Source organism: Sagittula sp. NFXS13 (assembly GCF_040148795.1).
In the GTDB taxonomy this organism is placed as follows: domain Bacteria; phylum Pseudomonadota; class Alphaproteobacteria; order Rhodobacterales; family Rhodobacteraceae; genus Sagittula; species Sagittula marina.
Genome location: NZ_JAGEMH010000022.1, coordinates 38999 through 54326, shown reverse-complemented (window position 1 = coordinate 54326; position 15328 = coordinate 38999). Strand labels below are relative to the sequence as shown.

Here is a 15328-nt window from a genome sequence, read left to right as displayed (position 1 = left end):
CGCCGCGCGGGGCTTCGTCCGCGGTGATCACGACCTTGGCGTCACAGCCGTTTACACGGGCGGACAGCGCGTCGGGGGAGAAACCGGCGAAAACGATGGAATGGATCGCGCCGATGCGGGCGCAGGCCAGCATGGCGTAGGCGGCTTCGGGGATCATCGGCAGGTAGATGATGACCCGGTCACCTTTGCGCACGCCCATGGTTTCCAGCACGTTGGCCATGCGGCAGACGCGACGGTGCAGGTCGTTGTAGGTGATCGACTGGGCGGCCTCGTTGGGGTCGTCGGGTTCAAAGATGATGGCGGTCTGGTTGCCGCGGGTCTCAAGATGGCGGTCGATGCAGTTGGCGGCGACGTTGAGCGTGCCATCGCGGAACCATTCGATGCTGACCTGGCCGAGGGTGAAATCGGTGTTCTTGATCTCGGTCGGCTGCTTCATCCAGTCGAGCCGCTTGGCCTGCTCGCCCCAGAAGGCCTCCGGATCCGCCACCGAGCTCGCATACAGCGCGTCGTACCGCGCGGCGTCAACATGGGCGCTTTGTGTCAACTTTTCGGACGGGGCGTATGTCTTGGTCATGGGGTCTCCTCCTGAAACGCTTGGGGCCAAAGGAATATCCCTTGGCCCCGAAAACAAGTCGTTCTTTGGTGCCGGGGCGCGGTCAGATGGCCAGATACTCCGCGCGCAGGCCTTCGTTTTCAAGCACCTCGGCGGCGGAGCCATCGAACACGATGCTGCCAGTGTCGAGGATGACGGCCCGATCCGCCAGTTGCAAGGCGCGCACGGCGTTCTGCTCTACCAGGATCGTTGTCATGCCTTGTTCCTTGATCAGGCGCAGCGTCTTTTCGATCTCGTCCACGATGACAGGGGCAAGGCCCTCGTAGGGTTCGTCAAGCAGCAAGACCTTGATATCGCGGGCCAAAGCGCGCGCAATGGCGAGCATCTGCTGTTCGCCACCGGAGAGGGTTACGCCCTCTTGCTTGCGGCGTTCGCCCAAGCGGGGAAACAGATCGTAGAGCCGTTCCAGCGACCAGCCGATGGGCGGGGTGATCTGTGCCAGCTGCAGGTTTTCCTCCACCGTGAGGCCGGGGATGATGCGGCGGTCCTCTGGCACAAGGCCCAGACCGGCGACAGAGGCCTGATGCGATTTCATCCGGTGAAGCGGCTGGTGGTCAAGCCAGATTTCCCCTTTGTTCACCTGTGGATCGTCAAGCCGCGCGATGGAACGCAGGGTGGTTGTCTTGCCCGCGCCATTGCGCCCGAGCAGGGCGAGGATCTCGCCCTCGTGCACGTTGAAGGAAATGCCCTGCACGATGTAGCTCTCGCCGTAATAGGAATGCATGTCCCAGACGGAAAGGAAGGCGGGCGCGGTTTCGGCGTGGTTGGCGTTCTTGGAAAAATCCGGACGAACGTTCATCTTGGGGTCCTTTCGAAAAGGCGGGATCTTGTCGCGACGTGGGGCGGGGCGAGCCCGCCCGCGGTCAAAGGGTCAGGCGTGCGCCGTCTCGCCCAGGTAGGCTTCTTTCACCTTGGGATGGCCTTTGATCTTCTCGGGCACGTCTTCCACCAGCGGGGTGCCCTGGGCCAGAACCGTGATCCGGTCAGCGAGGCTGAACACCACGTGCATGTCGTGTTCGATGATGGCGATGGTGATGTTGCGGCTGTCCTTGATCTGCTTGAGCAGGTCGATGGTGTTGTTGGTGTCCGCCCGCGCCATGCCGGCGGTGGGCTCATCCAGCAGCAGCAGTTTCGGTTCCTGGATCAGGCACATGGCCATCTCCAGCCGCCGCTTGTCACCGCGCGACATGGAGGCCGTGTGCATGTTGCGTTTGTCGAGCATGTTGACATCGGCAAGCATTTGTTCGGCTTTGGTGACCAGCTCTCCCTCAGATAGAACGCTGTGGTAGGCGTGCAGGCGATAGGCCCCGTCGCGTCGTGCAAACAGCGGGATCATCATGTTTTCCATCACCGACAGATCGCTGAAGATTTCCGGCGTCTGAAACACCCGGGAGATGCCCATCTGGTTGATCTCATGCGGGGAGCGGCCCAGCACGGATTGGCCGTCGAACATCACGGACCCGGTGTCGGGGATCAGCTTGCCCACAAGGCAGTTCAGCAGGGTGGATTTGCCCGCACCGTTCGGCCCGATGATCGCGTGGCAGGTGTTCTCCGCCACGCTGAGGTTGACGTCGGAGAGGGCTTTGAGACCGCCGAAGCGCTTGCCCACGTCTTTGACTTCGAGAATTCCCATGTCAGGCGCTCCTTATTCCGCGGGCTCGGTTTTGGCGGATGTGTCGTCCGTCGGTTTCTTGCGACCAAACATCCGCCCAATGCGCTGCCCACCTTCGACCAGACCGCCGGGCAGAAAGGTGACCACCAGCATGAAGATGATGCCAAGTGTCAGGTGCCATCCCTTGCCCACGAAGGGGTGCAGAATGCCGACCATCAGGTTCTCCAGCCCGTCGGGCATGAAGCTGAACCATGTGTGCAGGACGTTGTCGTTGATCTTGGAGAAGATGTTCTCGAAATACTTGATCATACCCGCGCCCAGCACCGGGCCGATCAATGTGCCGGCGCCGCCGAGGATGGTCATCAGAACGACTTCGCCAGAGGCAGTCCATTGCATCCGCTCGGCCCCCGCAAGAGGGTCCATCGACGCCATCAAGCCTCCCGCCAGACCTGCGTACATGCCCGAGATCACGAAGGCCGCCAGCGTGTAGGGCTTTGGGTTCAGGCCAGTGTAGTTCATCCGTGTCTGGTTCGACTTGATCGCGCGGAGCATCATGCCAAAGGGCGAGCGGAAGATCCGGATCGACATATAGAAGGCGAGGATCATCAGCACCGCGCAGACGTAGTAGCCCATGGAGAACGTGAAGGACCACGCCCCGAGTGCAAGATCCGAGGTGGCGCGCATCTCCATCCCGAAGAGGTTGGTGACCGGGATCGAGCCGTCCGCCGTCTGGGAGATCCCGAGGATGCGCGGGTCGTCCAGCGTGATTTGCAGGCCGGTTTCGCCATTTGTGATCGGCGTCAGCACCGAATAGGCCAGCGCAAAGGACATCTGGGCAAAGGCCAGCGTCAGGATCGAGAAGTAGATCCCGGTCCGCCGCAGGGAGATCCAGCCGATGAGCAGCGAGAACAGGCCGGCAATGACAACCGACAGGATGATCGCCGGAAGGATGTTCATGCTCAGCAGTTTGAACATCCAGACCGCCGAGTAGGAGCCGACCCCGAGGAAGGCCGCGTGACCGAAGGACAGGTAGCCGGTCAGGCCGAACAGGATGTTGAACCCGATGGCAAAGATCCCGAAGATCACGAAGCGTTGCATCAGGTCCGGGTAGCCCGCGTTGAATTGGGCCAGCCCGCTGTCGGTGGGGAAGGGGTTGAGGATGAAGGGGGCCAGCATCGTCAAGGCAATGACGATCAGCAGCAGGTTGGTGTCTTTTTTCTGTAGTCCGAACATAGCGTTTTACTCCATCACACCTTTGCGTCCCAACAGGCCGCGCGGACGGACCAGAAGGATGATGATTGCCACGAGGTAGATGATGATCTGGTTGATACCGGGGATCAGGTCGATCACCCAGGTCATGGAGGCAAAGCTCTCAAGGATGCCGAGCAGGAAGCCCGCAGCGACCGCGCCGGGCAGGGAGCCCATGCCGCCGACCACAACCACGACGAAGCTCAGGACCAGAAAGTCCATACCCATGTGATAGTTCGGGGCGTTGATCGGGCCGTACATCACGCCCGCCAGACCGGCGACGCCCGCGGCTATGCCGAACATCAGGGTAAAGCGTTTGTCGATGTCGATGCCCAGCAGGCCGACGGTTTCCCGATCTGCCATGCCTGCTCGGACCACCATGCCGAAGGTTGTGAACTGCAAAAAGGCAAAGACCGCGCCGATGACCACCAGCGAAAAGCAGAAATAGACCACGCGCCATGCCGGGTAGAGGATGCCGGGCAGGACCTCGACCACACCGGACAGCGCCTCAGGGGCGGGGGTCTGGATCGGGTTCGCGCCGTAGAAGGCTTTGATGATTTCCTGCAACACGATGGCGAGGCCAAAGGTCACAAGGATCTGGTCCGCGTGGGGGCGTTTGTAGAAGTGTTTGATCAGACCGCGTTCCATGACGTAGCCGATGACCAGCATGATCGGTATCGCGAACAGAATCGCCAGCGGCACGGACCAGTCGATGATGGCGGCCCCGGTGCTTTCGCCAAACCAGTCGATGACGTAGGGTGTCTTGATCACTGCAGGATTGCCGAGGAAGTCGGTGCGCGTCGGATCGACCGTCTCGAAGGACAGGTTCAGGATCCGCTGCAGCGTGACAGAACAAAAGGCGCCGATCATGAACAGCGCGCCGTGGGCAAAGTTCACCACACCCAGTGTGCCGAAAATGAGTGTAAGCCCCAGCGCGATCAGCGCATAGGCCGAGCCCTTGTCGAGCCCGTTTAGAATTTGAAGCAGAATTGCGTCCATTGACCCCACCTTTGGGTTGCGTCGCGCGGATTGAGTGTGCCGAAGCCCCTGGCGTGGGTGGCCAGAGGTCGTGTCAGACTGACGAAGTTGACGGTGTGCAAGGTGTTGGCAGGGAGGGGCGCGCCCACCCTGCCGGTTGCCTTACGCTCCCGGGTTGCAGGAGCCGAGCTGGCCGCCTGCGAACATCGGGTTGTCGGGCGAATAGGTCACCTGCGCGGCCGGGGTCACTTCGACGACTTCCAGAAGGTCGAACTCGGAGGTCGGGTTCTCCTTGCCGCGCACGACCAGAACGTCCTTGAAGCACTGGTGATCCTCGGCACGGTAGAGGGTCGGGCCGTTGCCCATGCCGTCGAATTCAAAGCCTTCGAGGGCTTCGACAACGGCGCAGGGGTTGAACGATCCGGCGCGGGTCACGGCATCCGCATACAGCAGGGTCTGCACATAACAGGTGTGCGCGGCCTGGCTTGGCGGGAAGCCATATTTTGTGCCGAAGGATTTGACGAAAGCCTTGGAGCCTTCATCCTGAAGCGACCAATGCCAGTTGGTGGAGCCGACGATGCCCTTGATGTTCTCGCCCGCGCCGCGTGCCATCAGACGGGAGAAGAGCGGAACCACGATTTCAAAGTTCTTGCCGTTCACTTGCTTGTTGCGCAGGCCGAACTGCACGGCGTTGGTCAGCGAGTTGACCATGTTTCCGCCGTAGTGGTTCAGAACCAGCACGTCTGCGCCGGAATCCAGAACCGGGGCGATGTAGGACGAGAAGTCCGTTGCCGCCAGCGGGGTCAGCACGTTGTTGACGGTTTCCCAGCCGAGCGCCTCTGTGGCGGCGGCGATGGATTCCTGCTGGGTCCAGCCCCACGTGTAGTCGGCGGTCAGGTGGTACGCCTTGCGGTCGTTGCCATACAGACCTTCGAGAACTGGAGCCAACGCGGCCGCAGACATGTATCCGTTAAAGAAGTGGCGGAAACCGTTTGCCTTTTTATCCTTGCCGGTCGTGTCGTTGGAGTGTGTCAAGCCGGCCATGAAGATCACGCCAGCCTCCTGGCACAGGCCCTGCACGGCAACCGCCACACCCGACGAAGAGCCGCCGGTGATCATGATGGCTCCGTCTTTTTCGATCATCGACTTGGCGGAGGCGCGGGCGGCGTCAGATTTCGTCTGGGTGTCGCCGGTGACATATTCTACCTTGCGGCCCAGTATGCCGGTGCCATCGAGCACTTTCGACGAGAAGGTGCCCATCATGCCACCATCGCCGCCCCCGTTCAGGTGCTCGACCGCCAGTTCGTAGGCGCGCAGTTCGTCGGCGCCCTCGTCAGCGTAGGGGCCGGATTGCGGGACGTTGAAACCGAGTGTAACCGAGCTGTCGCCCGGTGCGTTGGTGAAGCCGGAATGGCTGGCGGCAGACAGATAGGTGGGCAGCGCGAGGCCTGCACCAGCGACAGCGCCCGTGCGCAGAACGCCACGGCGGGTCAGGTTGGTTATGGACATTAAAATCCTCCCAGAATTTTTTTGAAGAGCGTCCCGCAAGCTCCTCAACGAACGGGACACGTGCACTTTCGTGCAAAGACACTATGGGGCATGGTCGGAAAATTGCGCAACAAGTCGCTTTCAAGTAACAGTTTTTTTGTCAACGATTGAAAAGTAGACCGTGATATACTGTAAAGTCGTTTATGTCGCAGTGCAGAAAGTGCTTGATTACGTTGGGGAATGGGAATGCATAAGGACACGTTGACCGGGTCGCGCATCCGGGAACGCCGGATTGCGCAGGGGGTGCGGCAGGCCGAACTGGCGCGGATTGCCGGTATTTCCGCCTCCTACCTCAACCTGATCGAGCACAACCGGCGCAGAATCGGCGGCAAGCTGTTGCTCGACATCGCAGAGGCGCTGGGCGTCGAGCCGACCCATCTGACCGAAGGGGCGGGCGCTGCGCTGATCGCCGGGTTGCGCGAAGCGGCCAGTGATCTGCCCGACGCCGGTGCGGAATTGGATCGGACCGATGAGTTCGCCGGACGGTTTCCGGGATGGGCGGCGGCGCTGGTGGCCACGCGCGCCCGGGTGGCGCAATTGGAACGGTCGGTCGAGGTGCTGACGGACCGAATGACGCATGACCCTCAGTTGGCGGCGTCCTTGCACGAGATGCTGTCGACCGTGACGGCGATCCGCTCCGCCGCGTCGATCCTTGCGGAGCCGGGGGATATCGACCCGGACTGGCAAAGCCGCTTTCACCGCAACATCTACGAGGATTCGGCACGTCTGGCAGAGACCTCGCGCGGGTTGGTGACCTACCTTGAGGCGGACAATGCGCAGGCGACGGAAACCGGCACCCCCCAAGAGGAGCTGGATGGGGCGCTGGAGAAGGCGGAGCATCACATTCCGGAGCTGGAGCAGGAGGCCGATGTGGCGCAGGTCATGACGCGGCTGGGGCGTGGTCTGTCCAGCGCCGCGCAAAGTTTGCTCCGAAGTTGGCTGGAGCGGTATGCGGCCGACGCGAAGGCCCTGCCGATCAATGAACTGGCCACAGCGCTCACCGCCCATGGCGCGGATGCACTGGTGCTGTCCGTGGCGCTTGATCAGCCGCCCACACGGGTCATGCGCCGTCTTGCCGCTATGCCGGCAGAGGTGCTGGGCGATCCGGTGGGGCTTGCGATCTGTGATGCCTCAGGCGTGCTGTCCTACCGCAAGCCGCTGCCCGATTTCCCGATGCCACGCTTTGGCGCGGCTTGCCCGCTTTGGCCGCTTTATAAGGCGCTGAACCGACCATATGCGGTGCTTTCGGCAGATCTCGTGCAGCTTGGCCGTTCTGGTGCCACTGTCCGGGTGGAGGCGCAAGCCACGCCAGTGGGCCCGCCCAAAGCCAATGCCGATCCCATGTTTGAGGCGCATATGCTGGTGCGTCCACTTCCGGTCAGCCGTGAGCCGGCCGGCTCGTCCGAAGATGTGGGCATCACCTGCCGCATCTGTCCGCGAGCCAATTGCATTGGCCGACGGGAGCCTTCCATTCTGTCTGCGCAATAATGCTGCGCGCTCTGCACGACGCGCGGGCGTGCCGTCGCGAAAGAATATTGCTCGACCCGCATTGGCGTTTTGACTCCGCTTTTGAAAAAGTCCTACACTCTGCGAACTTGCGGGGGAGGAGACCCTGTAAACAGGGACCGCCGGGTGAGGGGCAGCGTATGAGTGGAAAGGTTCTTCTGATCGAAGATGAACCGAACATCATCGAAGCGATCAAGTTTATCCTGTCACGTGAGGGGTGGCAGGTGCACGCGCATTCGAATGGTGAAACAGCGGTGCAGACGGTGCGGGATCGCACGCCGGACGTGTTGATCCTGGATGCGATGCTGCCGGGGCGATCGGGCTATGACATATTGCGCGAGTTGCGCGAAGACATCAGCACACGGTCGCTGCCCATCTTGATGTTGACCGCCCGCGGTCAGACGAAGGATCGTGAAATGGCGGAGCGTGCGGGTGCGAGCCGGTTCATGACGAAGCCCTTTTCCAACTCCGAGGTGCTGGACGCCGTAAAGGCGCTGTCAGGCGCGTGAGTGATCCGGCCCCGCGCGACGATGCGCAACGTCATATTGCCTATGAGCTGGAAAGACGCAGTTTTCGCCGCAGACGGATGGTGGATGCGGCCTGCGCTTTGCCGCTGCTGGGGCTGTTTCTGTGGTGGGTGCCGCTGCTTTGGCAGACCGGTGAGACCGACATCACGATGGCGGAAGCGCTGATCTACATCTTTGCCGTCTGGCTTGCCTTGCCCATCGCAACAGGTTTGCTGATCTGGGCGATCCGACGTTCCAGCGCGCCGGACCGGCCAGAGGCGCGGCTGTGACAACACTCAACGGGCTTGCAGCGATTTCGCTGACCTATGTGGCGTTGCTGTTCGGAGTTGCGTTTTTCGCGGAACGCGCCGCTGCTCGTGGGCAGGTCAACTGGCTGCGCGCGCCCGTCATATACACCCTTTCACTGTCGATCTATTGCACGGGCTGGACGTTTTACGGCGCGGTGGGCAGTGCCGCCCGCTCGGGGGTGGAGTACCTGACCATCTACCTTGGCCCGAGCCTTGTGATGGTGGGGTGGTGGTGGATCCTGCGTCGCCTTGTAAGGATCGGGCGCAGCCAGCGGATCACGTCGATCGCGGACTTGATCTCGTCTCGTTACGGGAAATCCAACCTGCTGGGTGTCGCGGTCACGATCCTGGCCGTGGTAGGCACGACACCTTATATCGCGCTGCAATTGCAATCCGTGACCCTGTCCGTGGATGTGTTTGCTCATTTTGACGACACGGGCACGCACACGCCGCCCAACACGGCCTTCTGGGTGGCTGCGGGTCTTGCGGTTTTTACCGTGATCTTTGGCACTCGGACGCTGGATTCCAGCGAACGGCATCATGGGGTGGTCATGGCCATCGCCGTGGAGGCGGTGGTGAAGCTGACCGCGCTTCTGGCGGTGGGTGGCTTTGTGGTTTGGGGGTTGGCGGGCGGCGTGCCCGAGATGCTGGAGCGCATCGATGCCTCCCCGATGGGGGAGTGGCAGATCAATGGCGGGCGCTGGGCTGGGCTGATGTTGCTGTCGGCGGCGGCGTTCCTGTGCCTTCCGCGCATGTTTCAGGTGCTGGTGGTCGAGAACGACTCCGATACGCAGCTGCGGACCGCCGCTTGGGCCTTTCCGTTGTATTTGATGCTGATGAGCCTGTTTGTGGTGCCCATCGCTGTGGTGGGCATGGACCTGTTGCCCGAGGGCGCGAATCCCGATCTGTTCGTTCTGACCTTGCCGTTGAGCCAAAATGCCGACGGGCTGGCCTTGCTGGCGTTTCTTGGCGGGTTCTCCTCCGCGACGTCCATGGTGATTGTGGCCGCCATCGCGCTGTCGACCATGGTTTCGAACCACATTGTCATGCCGATCTGGCTGGAATTGCGGCGCGGCACCGCCTCTGTTTCCGGCGACGTGCGGCAGGTGGTGCTGCTGTCGCGGCGGCTGTCGATCGCGGGCGTGCTGCTGTTGGGCTACCTTTACTATGCGCTGTCGGGCGGCGGCGCGGCGCTGGCGACGATTGGCCTGGTGAGCTTTACCGGTGTGGCGCAGGTGCTCCCGGTGATGCTGGGGGGCATTTTTTGGCGGGGCGCGACGCGGGCGGGGGCCTTTGCGGGGCTGACGTTCGGTTTCGTCACGTGGCTTTATACCCTGTATATCCCGAGCCTCAGCGGCGGCGTTTTGATCCCTGACAGTTGGTTCATCGCGGGTCCGCTCGGCCTCGGCTGGTTGCGGCCCGAAGCGCTGTTTGGCATCGCGGGACTGGATCCGCTGTTGCACGCGGTTTTCTGGTCTTTGACGCTGAACACCATCGCGTTCCTCGCGGTATCGATGGCGAGCTTCCCGTCCCCGGTGGAGCGTCTGCAAGCCGCACAATTCCTGGCCGTCGATGCGGCACCCGGCGGCGCGCGGTCGTGGCTGGCCGGAAGTGCCCAGACCGAAGACCTGATGATCATGGCGCAACGGATCCTTGGTGCACGGGACGCGCAGGCGGTTTTCGCGCGCGAGGCGTCTCGACAGGGCGTCGAAGGTGATCTGCCCGCGCCGACACCGGATTTCCTGCAACGGCTGGAGCGTGAGTTGGCGGGCTCGGTCGGGGCGGCGACGGCACACGCCATGGTGGGGCAGATCACCGGCGGCATGTCTGTGTCGGTGGAGGATCTGATGGCCGTGGCCGACGAATCGGCACAGCTGATGGAGTATTCGGCGCGGCTGGAAACCCAATCGCGTGAAATCAGCCGCACTGCGGCTGAACTGCGCGCGGCGAATGAAAAGCTCACCCGCCTGTCGGTTCAAAAGGACGCGTTCCTCAGCCAGATCAGCCATGAGTTGCGGACGCCGATGACCTCCATCCGGGCCTTTTCCGAGATTTTGCGAGATGCCGACGGGCTGAGCCGGGCCGACCGCAACCGCTACGCCTCAATCATACATGACGAAGCGATTCGTCTTACTCGCCTTTTGGATGACTTGCTGGATCTGTCCGTGCTGGAGAATGGGCAGGTGAACCTGAACCTGTCCCAAGGGCGGTTGGTGGATGTTCTTGACCGCGCGGTCGCCGCGGCGCTGGCGGATGAAGGGGGACACATGCGTGTTCATCGACGCCATAAGGACGAGCAGATCCGCTTGTTTACGGATCTGGAACGTTTGAGCCAAGTGTTCATCAATCTGATCGCAAACGCACGTAAATACTGCGATGCAGCGCAACCTGAGTTGACCATTGCGGCCGATACTCAGGACGGCTGGCTGAAGTTGGACTTCATCGACAACGGTTCTGGCGTCGGTCCAGAGGCGCGCGACCTTATCTTTGAGAAATTCGCCCGCGTGTCGGACCAAAAGGCCGGCGGCGCCGGGTTGGGGCTGGCCATCTGTCGCCAGATCGTTGCGCGGCTTGGGGGCGAGATCAGCTACATTCCCGAATTGGGCGGCGCGGCTTTTCGCGTGAAGTTGCCCATTCGGCAGGACTCCACTGCATGATAAAGGGTACTTTCGGGCGGATGCGGTCAGTTTCTTCCAAAATTATGTGCAAGATTTATTTATAAGGCAGATCGTTAAAGCGGTTGGTAACCAAATCCGCGCATAACCGTCCCCGGAGGCAGTTTCTATGACGGGCGTGACATTGCATGGCTGACGGTGCACGAGATGACGTATTGGGCCAGAAGGCACAGGCGGCCCTGCGCGCGTTCGAAGCGCGGGGGATGTCGCCTGCCAAGGCGCTCAGACGTGCATTGTCCAAGACGGCGGATGTCCTTTGGGACCTCGCGCTTGTTACGCAATCCGTCACTGTCGAAAATCTAGATCAGGACGGGGTTGTCGAGTCGCTTTCTCCGTCTGACCTTGTGTTGCTTCTGGATGGGCCGGACGGGGCGATCGGCCTCGCCACGGTTGATCGGCAGGTTCTGACCGGTGTGATCGAGGTGCAGACCATCCAGCAGGTCACCCAGATGCCGATCGAAGAGGATCGGCCCCTGACGCAGACCGATGCCGCGATGATATCGCCGCTGCTCGACGGGGCGTTGATGCGCATGGTCGCGGTTCTGGAAGACAGTCCTTTGACCGAGATGCTGGAAGGGTTCTGCTTTGGCGCCATGCTGGAGGATGCGCGGGCAGCCGGGCTGTTGCTGGATGCGTCCGGCTACAAGGCGTTTCGGGCGGATGTGGATCTGGCGCTCGGGCGCCGCAAGGGGCGGTTGTCTTTCATTTTGCCCGAACGCAAGCCGAAGCGGCACAGCGGTGGTGCCGGGCAGGGGCCTGGTCCGCATGCGGATATCTTCTCTCGTGTGCCGGCGCGCCTGGACGCCGTATTGTCGCGTGTGACATTGCCCTTGTCCAAAGCGCAGGCGCTCAAGCCCGGCGATATGCTTCGGCTGTCGCCAGATGCGCTTGACCGGGTAGAGGTCTACGCGGCCCACGGTCAGCTGGTCGCCAAGGGGCGTATGGGGCAGATGAATGGCAATCGTGCCGTGCGTCTGACGTGGCCGGTGCTTGGACCGATGGCTTTGTCAGGCCCGTCTGAGGCTGGCGACGGCTTCGGCGAAGGCAACGGGAAAGTGAGCGGCGGGTTGCCCGAAATTGCGCCGCAAGAAGAGGACTTCCCCGATCTGCCAGCGCTGGGCGACGACGATGGGGCAGAGGACCTGCCGGAACTGCCTGCGATGGATTTCGAATCCGAGGCAGGGGATTTCGACTTTGGCGATCTTGGCGGCGACTCCTCTGTCGAGGACTTCGACATGGATTTCGGCTCTGCGCCGCTTGACATAGATATCAACGACTAGGATGCGCAAAAGCCCGCAACAGCTGCGTCGCGGGCTTTTACTTTGGATCGAAGGCCATCACGCTTGCGCAAGAGCCTCAAGCGTTGGACGCAGACCGGCGATGTCGTAACCGGCCTCGCGGGCCGTTTCGATCACTTGGTCTGGGCCTTGCGACTTGGCATTGCCCAAAGCCCAGATCACGGTGCACCGCGTTCCAGAGGCACAATAGGCCAGAACCGGTCCACCTGCACTGGCAACGATCTCTTGCTGGCGCAGGATGTTCTCGGCGTTCATGGTCTGGTGGGTCAGAGGCAGCACGTCAAAGCGCAGCCCCTCGGCTTCTATGGCCTGGCGCATCGCCTCGGCCTGCAACGGGGCGGGGTTTTCTTCGTCCGGGCGGTTGCACAGCACCATGACGAAACCTGCCTCGCGAATGGCCGCCGCATCCTCAGGAGAGATCTGCGGCGACACGCTATAAGTATCGGTGAGTTTTCTCGGGGTCATGGCACTGGCTTATTCCGCTGGAACGGCTCTGTCCAGCCGCGCGAGCAAGGAGGGGGCCACAAGCATCCCGGTCAGCATCGCTGCCAGAAAGACATACAGACCCGGCCCGCCGTAGGACAGCGCGGCAATGGACGGCCCGGGGCACAGGCCGGCCAGCCCCCAGCCCATTCCGAACAGAACGGAACCGACGACAAGCTTGCGGTCAATCTCGGACGAGGCGGGCGGCGGCAGCGGGGCGCCGGTCAGTGCCGTGACGCGTCGGTTGCGCACTAGCCACGCCAGAGCCATCGGGATCATTGCGCCCCCCATGACAAAGGCCAGCGTCGGGTCCCAGTCGCCGAAAACGTCCAGCCAGCCCTGAACTTTCGCGGTGTTTGTCATGCCTGAGAGGAAGAGGCCGGATCCAAATAACCCGCCTGCGATCAATGCGATGATGTGGCGCAGCATATCAGATCACTCCGAGTATATGGCGGAAGATGATGACACCCAGACCGCCTGCAACGATATAGATCCCGGTGGCAACGAAGCCCCGGATCGACAGGCGCGACATGCCGCAGACCCCGTGGCCGGAGGTGCATCCATTGGCAAGCCGTGTGCCCACGCCCACCAGCAGGCCGGCGGCCACGAGCACGAGGTAATCGTCAGTGATATTGGTCGTCACGTCCTGGAAAAACGGCATGAGCACCGCGGGCATGAGGGCGACGCCCAGCAGGAAAAGCACTCGTTCCAGCGCTGAGGCGCGGCCAGAGCCATCAACCAGCCCACCGATGATGCCGCTTGCACCCATGATCTTGCCATTGCCGAGCAGGTAAACCGCACCACCTGTTCCGATCAGCAAACCGCCGATCAAGCCCCAGATCCAATCCATTGGCATGTTTCAATTTTCCTGATTTTTGTAAAACGCGGTTCGCATTGGGGGAGGCTCGTGCGCCTGTTTTAAAACGGGCACACGTCCGTCACAGTTTGTTCACCGGCACCTTCAGGAACACGTCACCCTTATCGTCCGGTTCCGGCATCTGACCTGCGCGCATGTTCACCTGCAGCGAGGGGATGATCAGCCTGGGCATGGCGAGCGTGGCATCGCGGGTGTCGCGCATGGCAACGAAGTCGTCCTTCGATGCGCCATGGCCAACGTGAATGTTCGCCGCCTTTTGCTCGCCGACGGTGGTTTCCCAGGCGTAGACGTCGCGGCCCGGGGCCTTGTAGTCGTGACCAACGAAGATCCGGGTGTCGTCCGGCAGGGCGAGGATCTTTTGCACGGAGTCATACAACGTCTCCGAAGATCCGCCGGGGAAATCGCAGCGCGCCGTGCCAAAGTCCGGCATGAAGAGCGTGTCGCCAACAAAGGCCGCGTCGCCAATGATATAGGTCAGGCAGGCGGGCGTGTGGCCCGGCGTGTGCAGCACGTCGACCCGCATCTGGCCGATGTGAACGCTGTCGCCTTCGACGAACAGCTCATCGAATTGAGAGCCGTCGCGCTGAAACTCCGTGCCTTCGTTGAAGACCTTGCCAAAGGTGTCCTGCACGATCTTGATGTTGTCGCCGATGCCGATTTTGCCGCCCACTTGTTGCTGGATGTAGGGTGCGGCGGACAGGTGGTCGGCGTGCACATGGCTTTCAAGCAGCCATTGGCATTCGTAGCCCTTGTCCTTGATGAAGGCGACGATCTGGTCGGCAGACCGCGTGTCCGTGCGGCCGGAGGGATAGTCGAAATCCAGAACGCTGTCGATCACGGCGCAGGCGGTCCCGTTCGGATCGCGCACGACATAGGAAATGGTGTTGGTGGCGTTGTCAAAAAAGGCTGTGACTTCAGGTGTCATGGCGATAACTCCTCGTTTCGGTCATTCATATATACAAAACAGAATATGTTTCAAGTCTTGGGGTGTCGTTGACGTGCATCAAGGTGCGATTTGTTCGGTCCTGTATTGATTGTGGAGACATGGAGAGGCCGCACCCCATGCCATAGCATTCGGGAAAACAAAACGTCTCGGCAGATCGCCGGGTTTTTGCGGCAGATTGACGGGCCCGGAGCGATGCTGGCCTTGGCTGCCCCTCCAGTTTGGACGACGTGCAGATCGAGCGCGACAGTGAGGCCGTGCTGGCACGGGTGAGCTATTTTGGGGCGCTAACGCTTATCGGCCAGCGGAAGGGGCAGGGTGCGACGTGAACTTTTTCGCGGACCGACGAAAACGAGGAAGATGCGATATGACCGAGGCCTTGAATGAACGGCTCGCGGCTTTGAACTTGGAACTGCGCGACGCCCAAGGGGCGCAGCGGATCGAAGCGCTGGACCATCTGGCGCAGACGGTGCGCCAGCTTGATATGAAACGTGCGCCGGTGCCAGCTTGGGCGCGACACAGGCTTTCTGCTGCTGAAGAAGACCTTGTCGAAGACCGTTTTGACAATATGCCGATCTGAAAAACGTGGCCCGGAAGCCAGATATTCGGGTTAAATCAGCATAATAGCTGGCAAAAAAATTGCCTCCCTGTCTGGTTGGGATACTACTGACCTATAAAATGGCGCAAAACTGCGTCACTCGGGCATAAAGGGTGCGTCAGCTTAGGCGGTGCG

Annotated in this window: 16 protein-coding genes; 6 read left to right on the top strand and 10 right to left on the bottom strand. The window is 61.5% G+C overall.

The genetic code is table 11. The annotated features are described in order from the left end of the window. From J4E08_RS22655 to J4E08_RS22630, 6 genes are all read right to left on the bottom strand, one after another. On the bottom strand, positions 1 to 574 hold a 574-nt coding region (locus J4E08_RS22655), incomplete at its 3' end, for an AMP-binding protein (protein WP_349540432.1). Between the two features lie 82 nt (positions 575 to 656). Further along, positions 657 to 1412 carry an ABC transporter ATP-binding protein gene (locus J4E08_RS22650; RefSeq protein ID WP_183966242.1) on the bottom strand — a complete coding sequence of 252 codons (756 nt, stop codon included), beginning with the start codon at positions 1410 to 1412 and terminating at the stop codon, positions 657 to 659. Between the two features lie 72 nt (positions 1413 to 1484). After that, the gene (locus J4E08_RS22645) at positions 1485 to 2246 is read right to left on the bottom strand and encodes an ABC transporter ATP-binding protein (protein WP_349540431.1); all 762 of its coding nucleotides are present in this window, start codon (positions 2244 to 2246) and stop codon (positions 1485 to 1487) included. A gap of 12 nt (positions 2247 to 2258) precedes the next feature. Next, entirely contained in the window at positions 2259 to 3458 is a 1200-nt protein-coding gene (locus J4E08_RS22640) for a branched-chain amino acid ABC transporter permease (protein WP_349540430.1), read from the bottom strand. Positions 3459 to 3464: 6 nt separating this feature from the next. Further along, a complete protein-coding gene (locus J4E08_RS22635) occupies positions 3465 to 4472 on the bottom strand; it encodes a branched-chain amino acid ABC transporter permease (protein ID WP_183966248.1) in 1008 nt (335 codons plus the stop codon). Positions 4473 to 4613: 141 nt separating this feature from the next. Beyond that, positions 4614 to 5960: a substrate-binding protein gene (locus tag J4E08_RS22630; RefSeq protein ID WP_349540429.1), complete on the bottom strand. Its 1347-nt coding sequence runs from the start codon at positions 5958 to 5960 to the stop codon at positions 4614 to 4616. A 225-nt stretch (positions 5961 to 6185) separates the two neighbouring features. On the opposite strand from J4E08_RS22630, the gene J4E08_RS22625 reads away from it, so the two are divergent. The 5 genes from J4E08_RS22625 to J4E08_RS22605 all read left to right on the top strand — a co-directional run bounded on the left by J4E08_RS22625 (position 6186) and on the right by J4E08_RS22605 (position 12274). After that, positions 6186 to 7487 carry a helix-turn-helix domain-containing protein gene (locus J4E08_RS22625; protein ID WP_349540428.1) on the top strand — a complete coding sequence of 434 codons (1302 nt, stop codon included), beginning with the start codon at positions 6186 to 6188 and terminating at the stop codon, positions 7485 to 7487. Between the two features lie 158 nt (positions 7488 to 7645). Then, complete coding sequence (locus J4E08_RS22620; protein WP_349540427.1) at positions 7646 to 8014, top strand: response regulator transcription factor; 369 nt, start codon at positions 7646 to 7648, stop codon at positions 8012 to 8014. Continuing rightward, entirely contained in the window at positions 8011 to 8301 is a 291-nt protein-coding gene (locus J4E08_RS22615; RefSeq protein WP_349540426.1) for a hypothetical protein, read from the top strand. The genes J4E08_RS22620 and J4E08_RS22615 overlap by 4 nt, the downstream gene beginning before the upstream one ends. After that, positions 8298 to 10976: an ATP-binding protein gene (locus tag J4E08_RS22610; protein ID WP_349540425.1), complete on the top strand. Its 2679-nt coding sequence runs from the start codon at positions 8298 to 8300 to the stop codon at positions 10974 to 10976. Before J4E08_RS22615 ends, J4E08_RS22610 begins: the two co-directional genes overlap by 4 nt. Positions 10977 to 11122: 146 nt before the next feature. Next, positions 11123 to 12274: a FliM/FliN family flagellar motor C-terminal domain-containing protein gene (locus J4E08_RS22605; RefSeq protein ID WP_246429344.1), complete on the top strand. Its 1152-nt coding sequence runs from the start codon at positions 11123 to 11125 to the stop codon at positions 12272 to 12274. A gap of 57 nt (positions 12275 to 12331) precedes the next feature. On the opposite strand, the gene J4E08_RS22600 is transcribed toward J4E08_RS22605, so the two are convergent. From J4E08_RS22600 to J4E08_RS22585, 4 genes are all read right to left on the bottom strand, one after another. Continuing rightward, positions 12332 to 12757 carry a protein tyrosine phosphatase family protein gene (locus J4E08_RS22600; protein ID WP_349540424.1) on the bottom strand — a complete coding sequence of 142 codons (426 nt, stop codon included), beginning with the start codon at positions 12755 to 12757 and terminating at the stop codon, positions 12332 to 12334. A 9-nt stretch (positions 12758 to 12766) separates the two neighbouring features. Then, entirely contained in the window at positions 12767 to 13204 is a 438-nt protein-coding gene (locus tag J4E08_RS22595) for a DUF6691 family protein (protein ID WP_349540423.1), read from the bottom strand. Between the two features lies 1 nt (position 13205). Continuing rightward, positions 13206 to 13631, bottom strand: a complete 426-nt coding sequence (locus J4E08_RS22590) for a YeeE/YedE family protein (protein WP_349540422.1) — start codon at positions 13629 to 13631, stop codon at positions 13206 to 13208. Positions 13632 to 13713: 82 nt separating this feature from the next. Beyond that, positions 13714 to 14577 (bottom strand): MBL fold metallo-hydrolase, encoded by an 864-nt coding sequence (locus J4E08_RS22585; RefSeq protein ID WP_349540421.1) that lies wholly within the window; start codon positions 14575 to 14577, stop codon positions 13714 to 13716. A gap of 385 nt (positions 14578 to 14962) precedes the next feature. On the opposite strand from J4E08_RS22585, the gene J4E08_RS22580 reads away from it, so the two are divergent. Further along, complete coding sequence (locus J4E08_RS22580) at positions 14963 to 15175, top strand: hypothetical protein (protein WP_183966268.1); 213 nt, start codon at positions 14963 to 14965, stop codon at positions 15173 to 15175. The last annotated feature ends 153 nt before the right edge of the window (positions 15176 to 15328 follow it).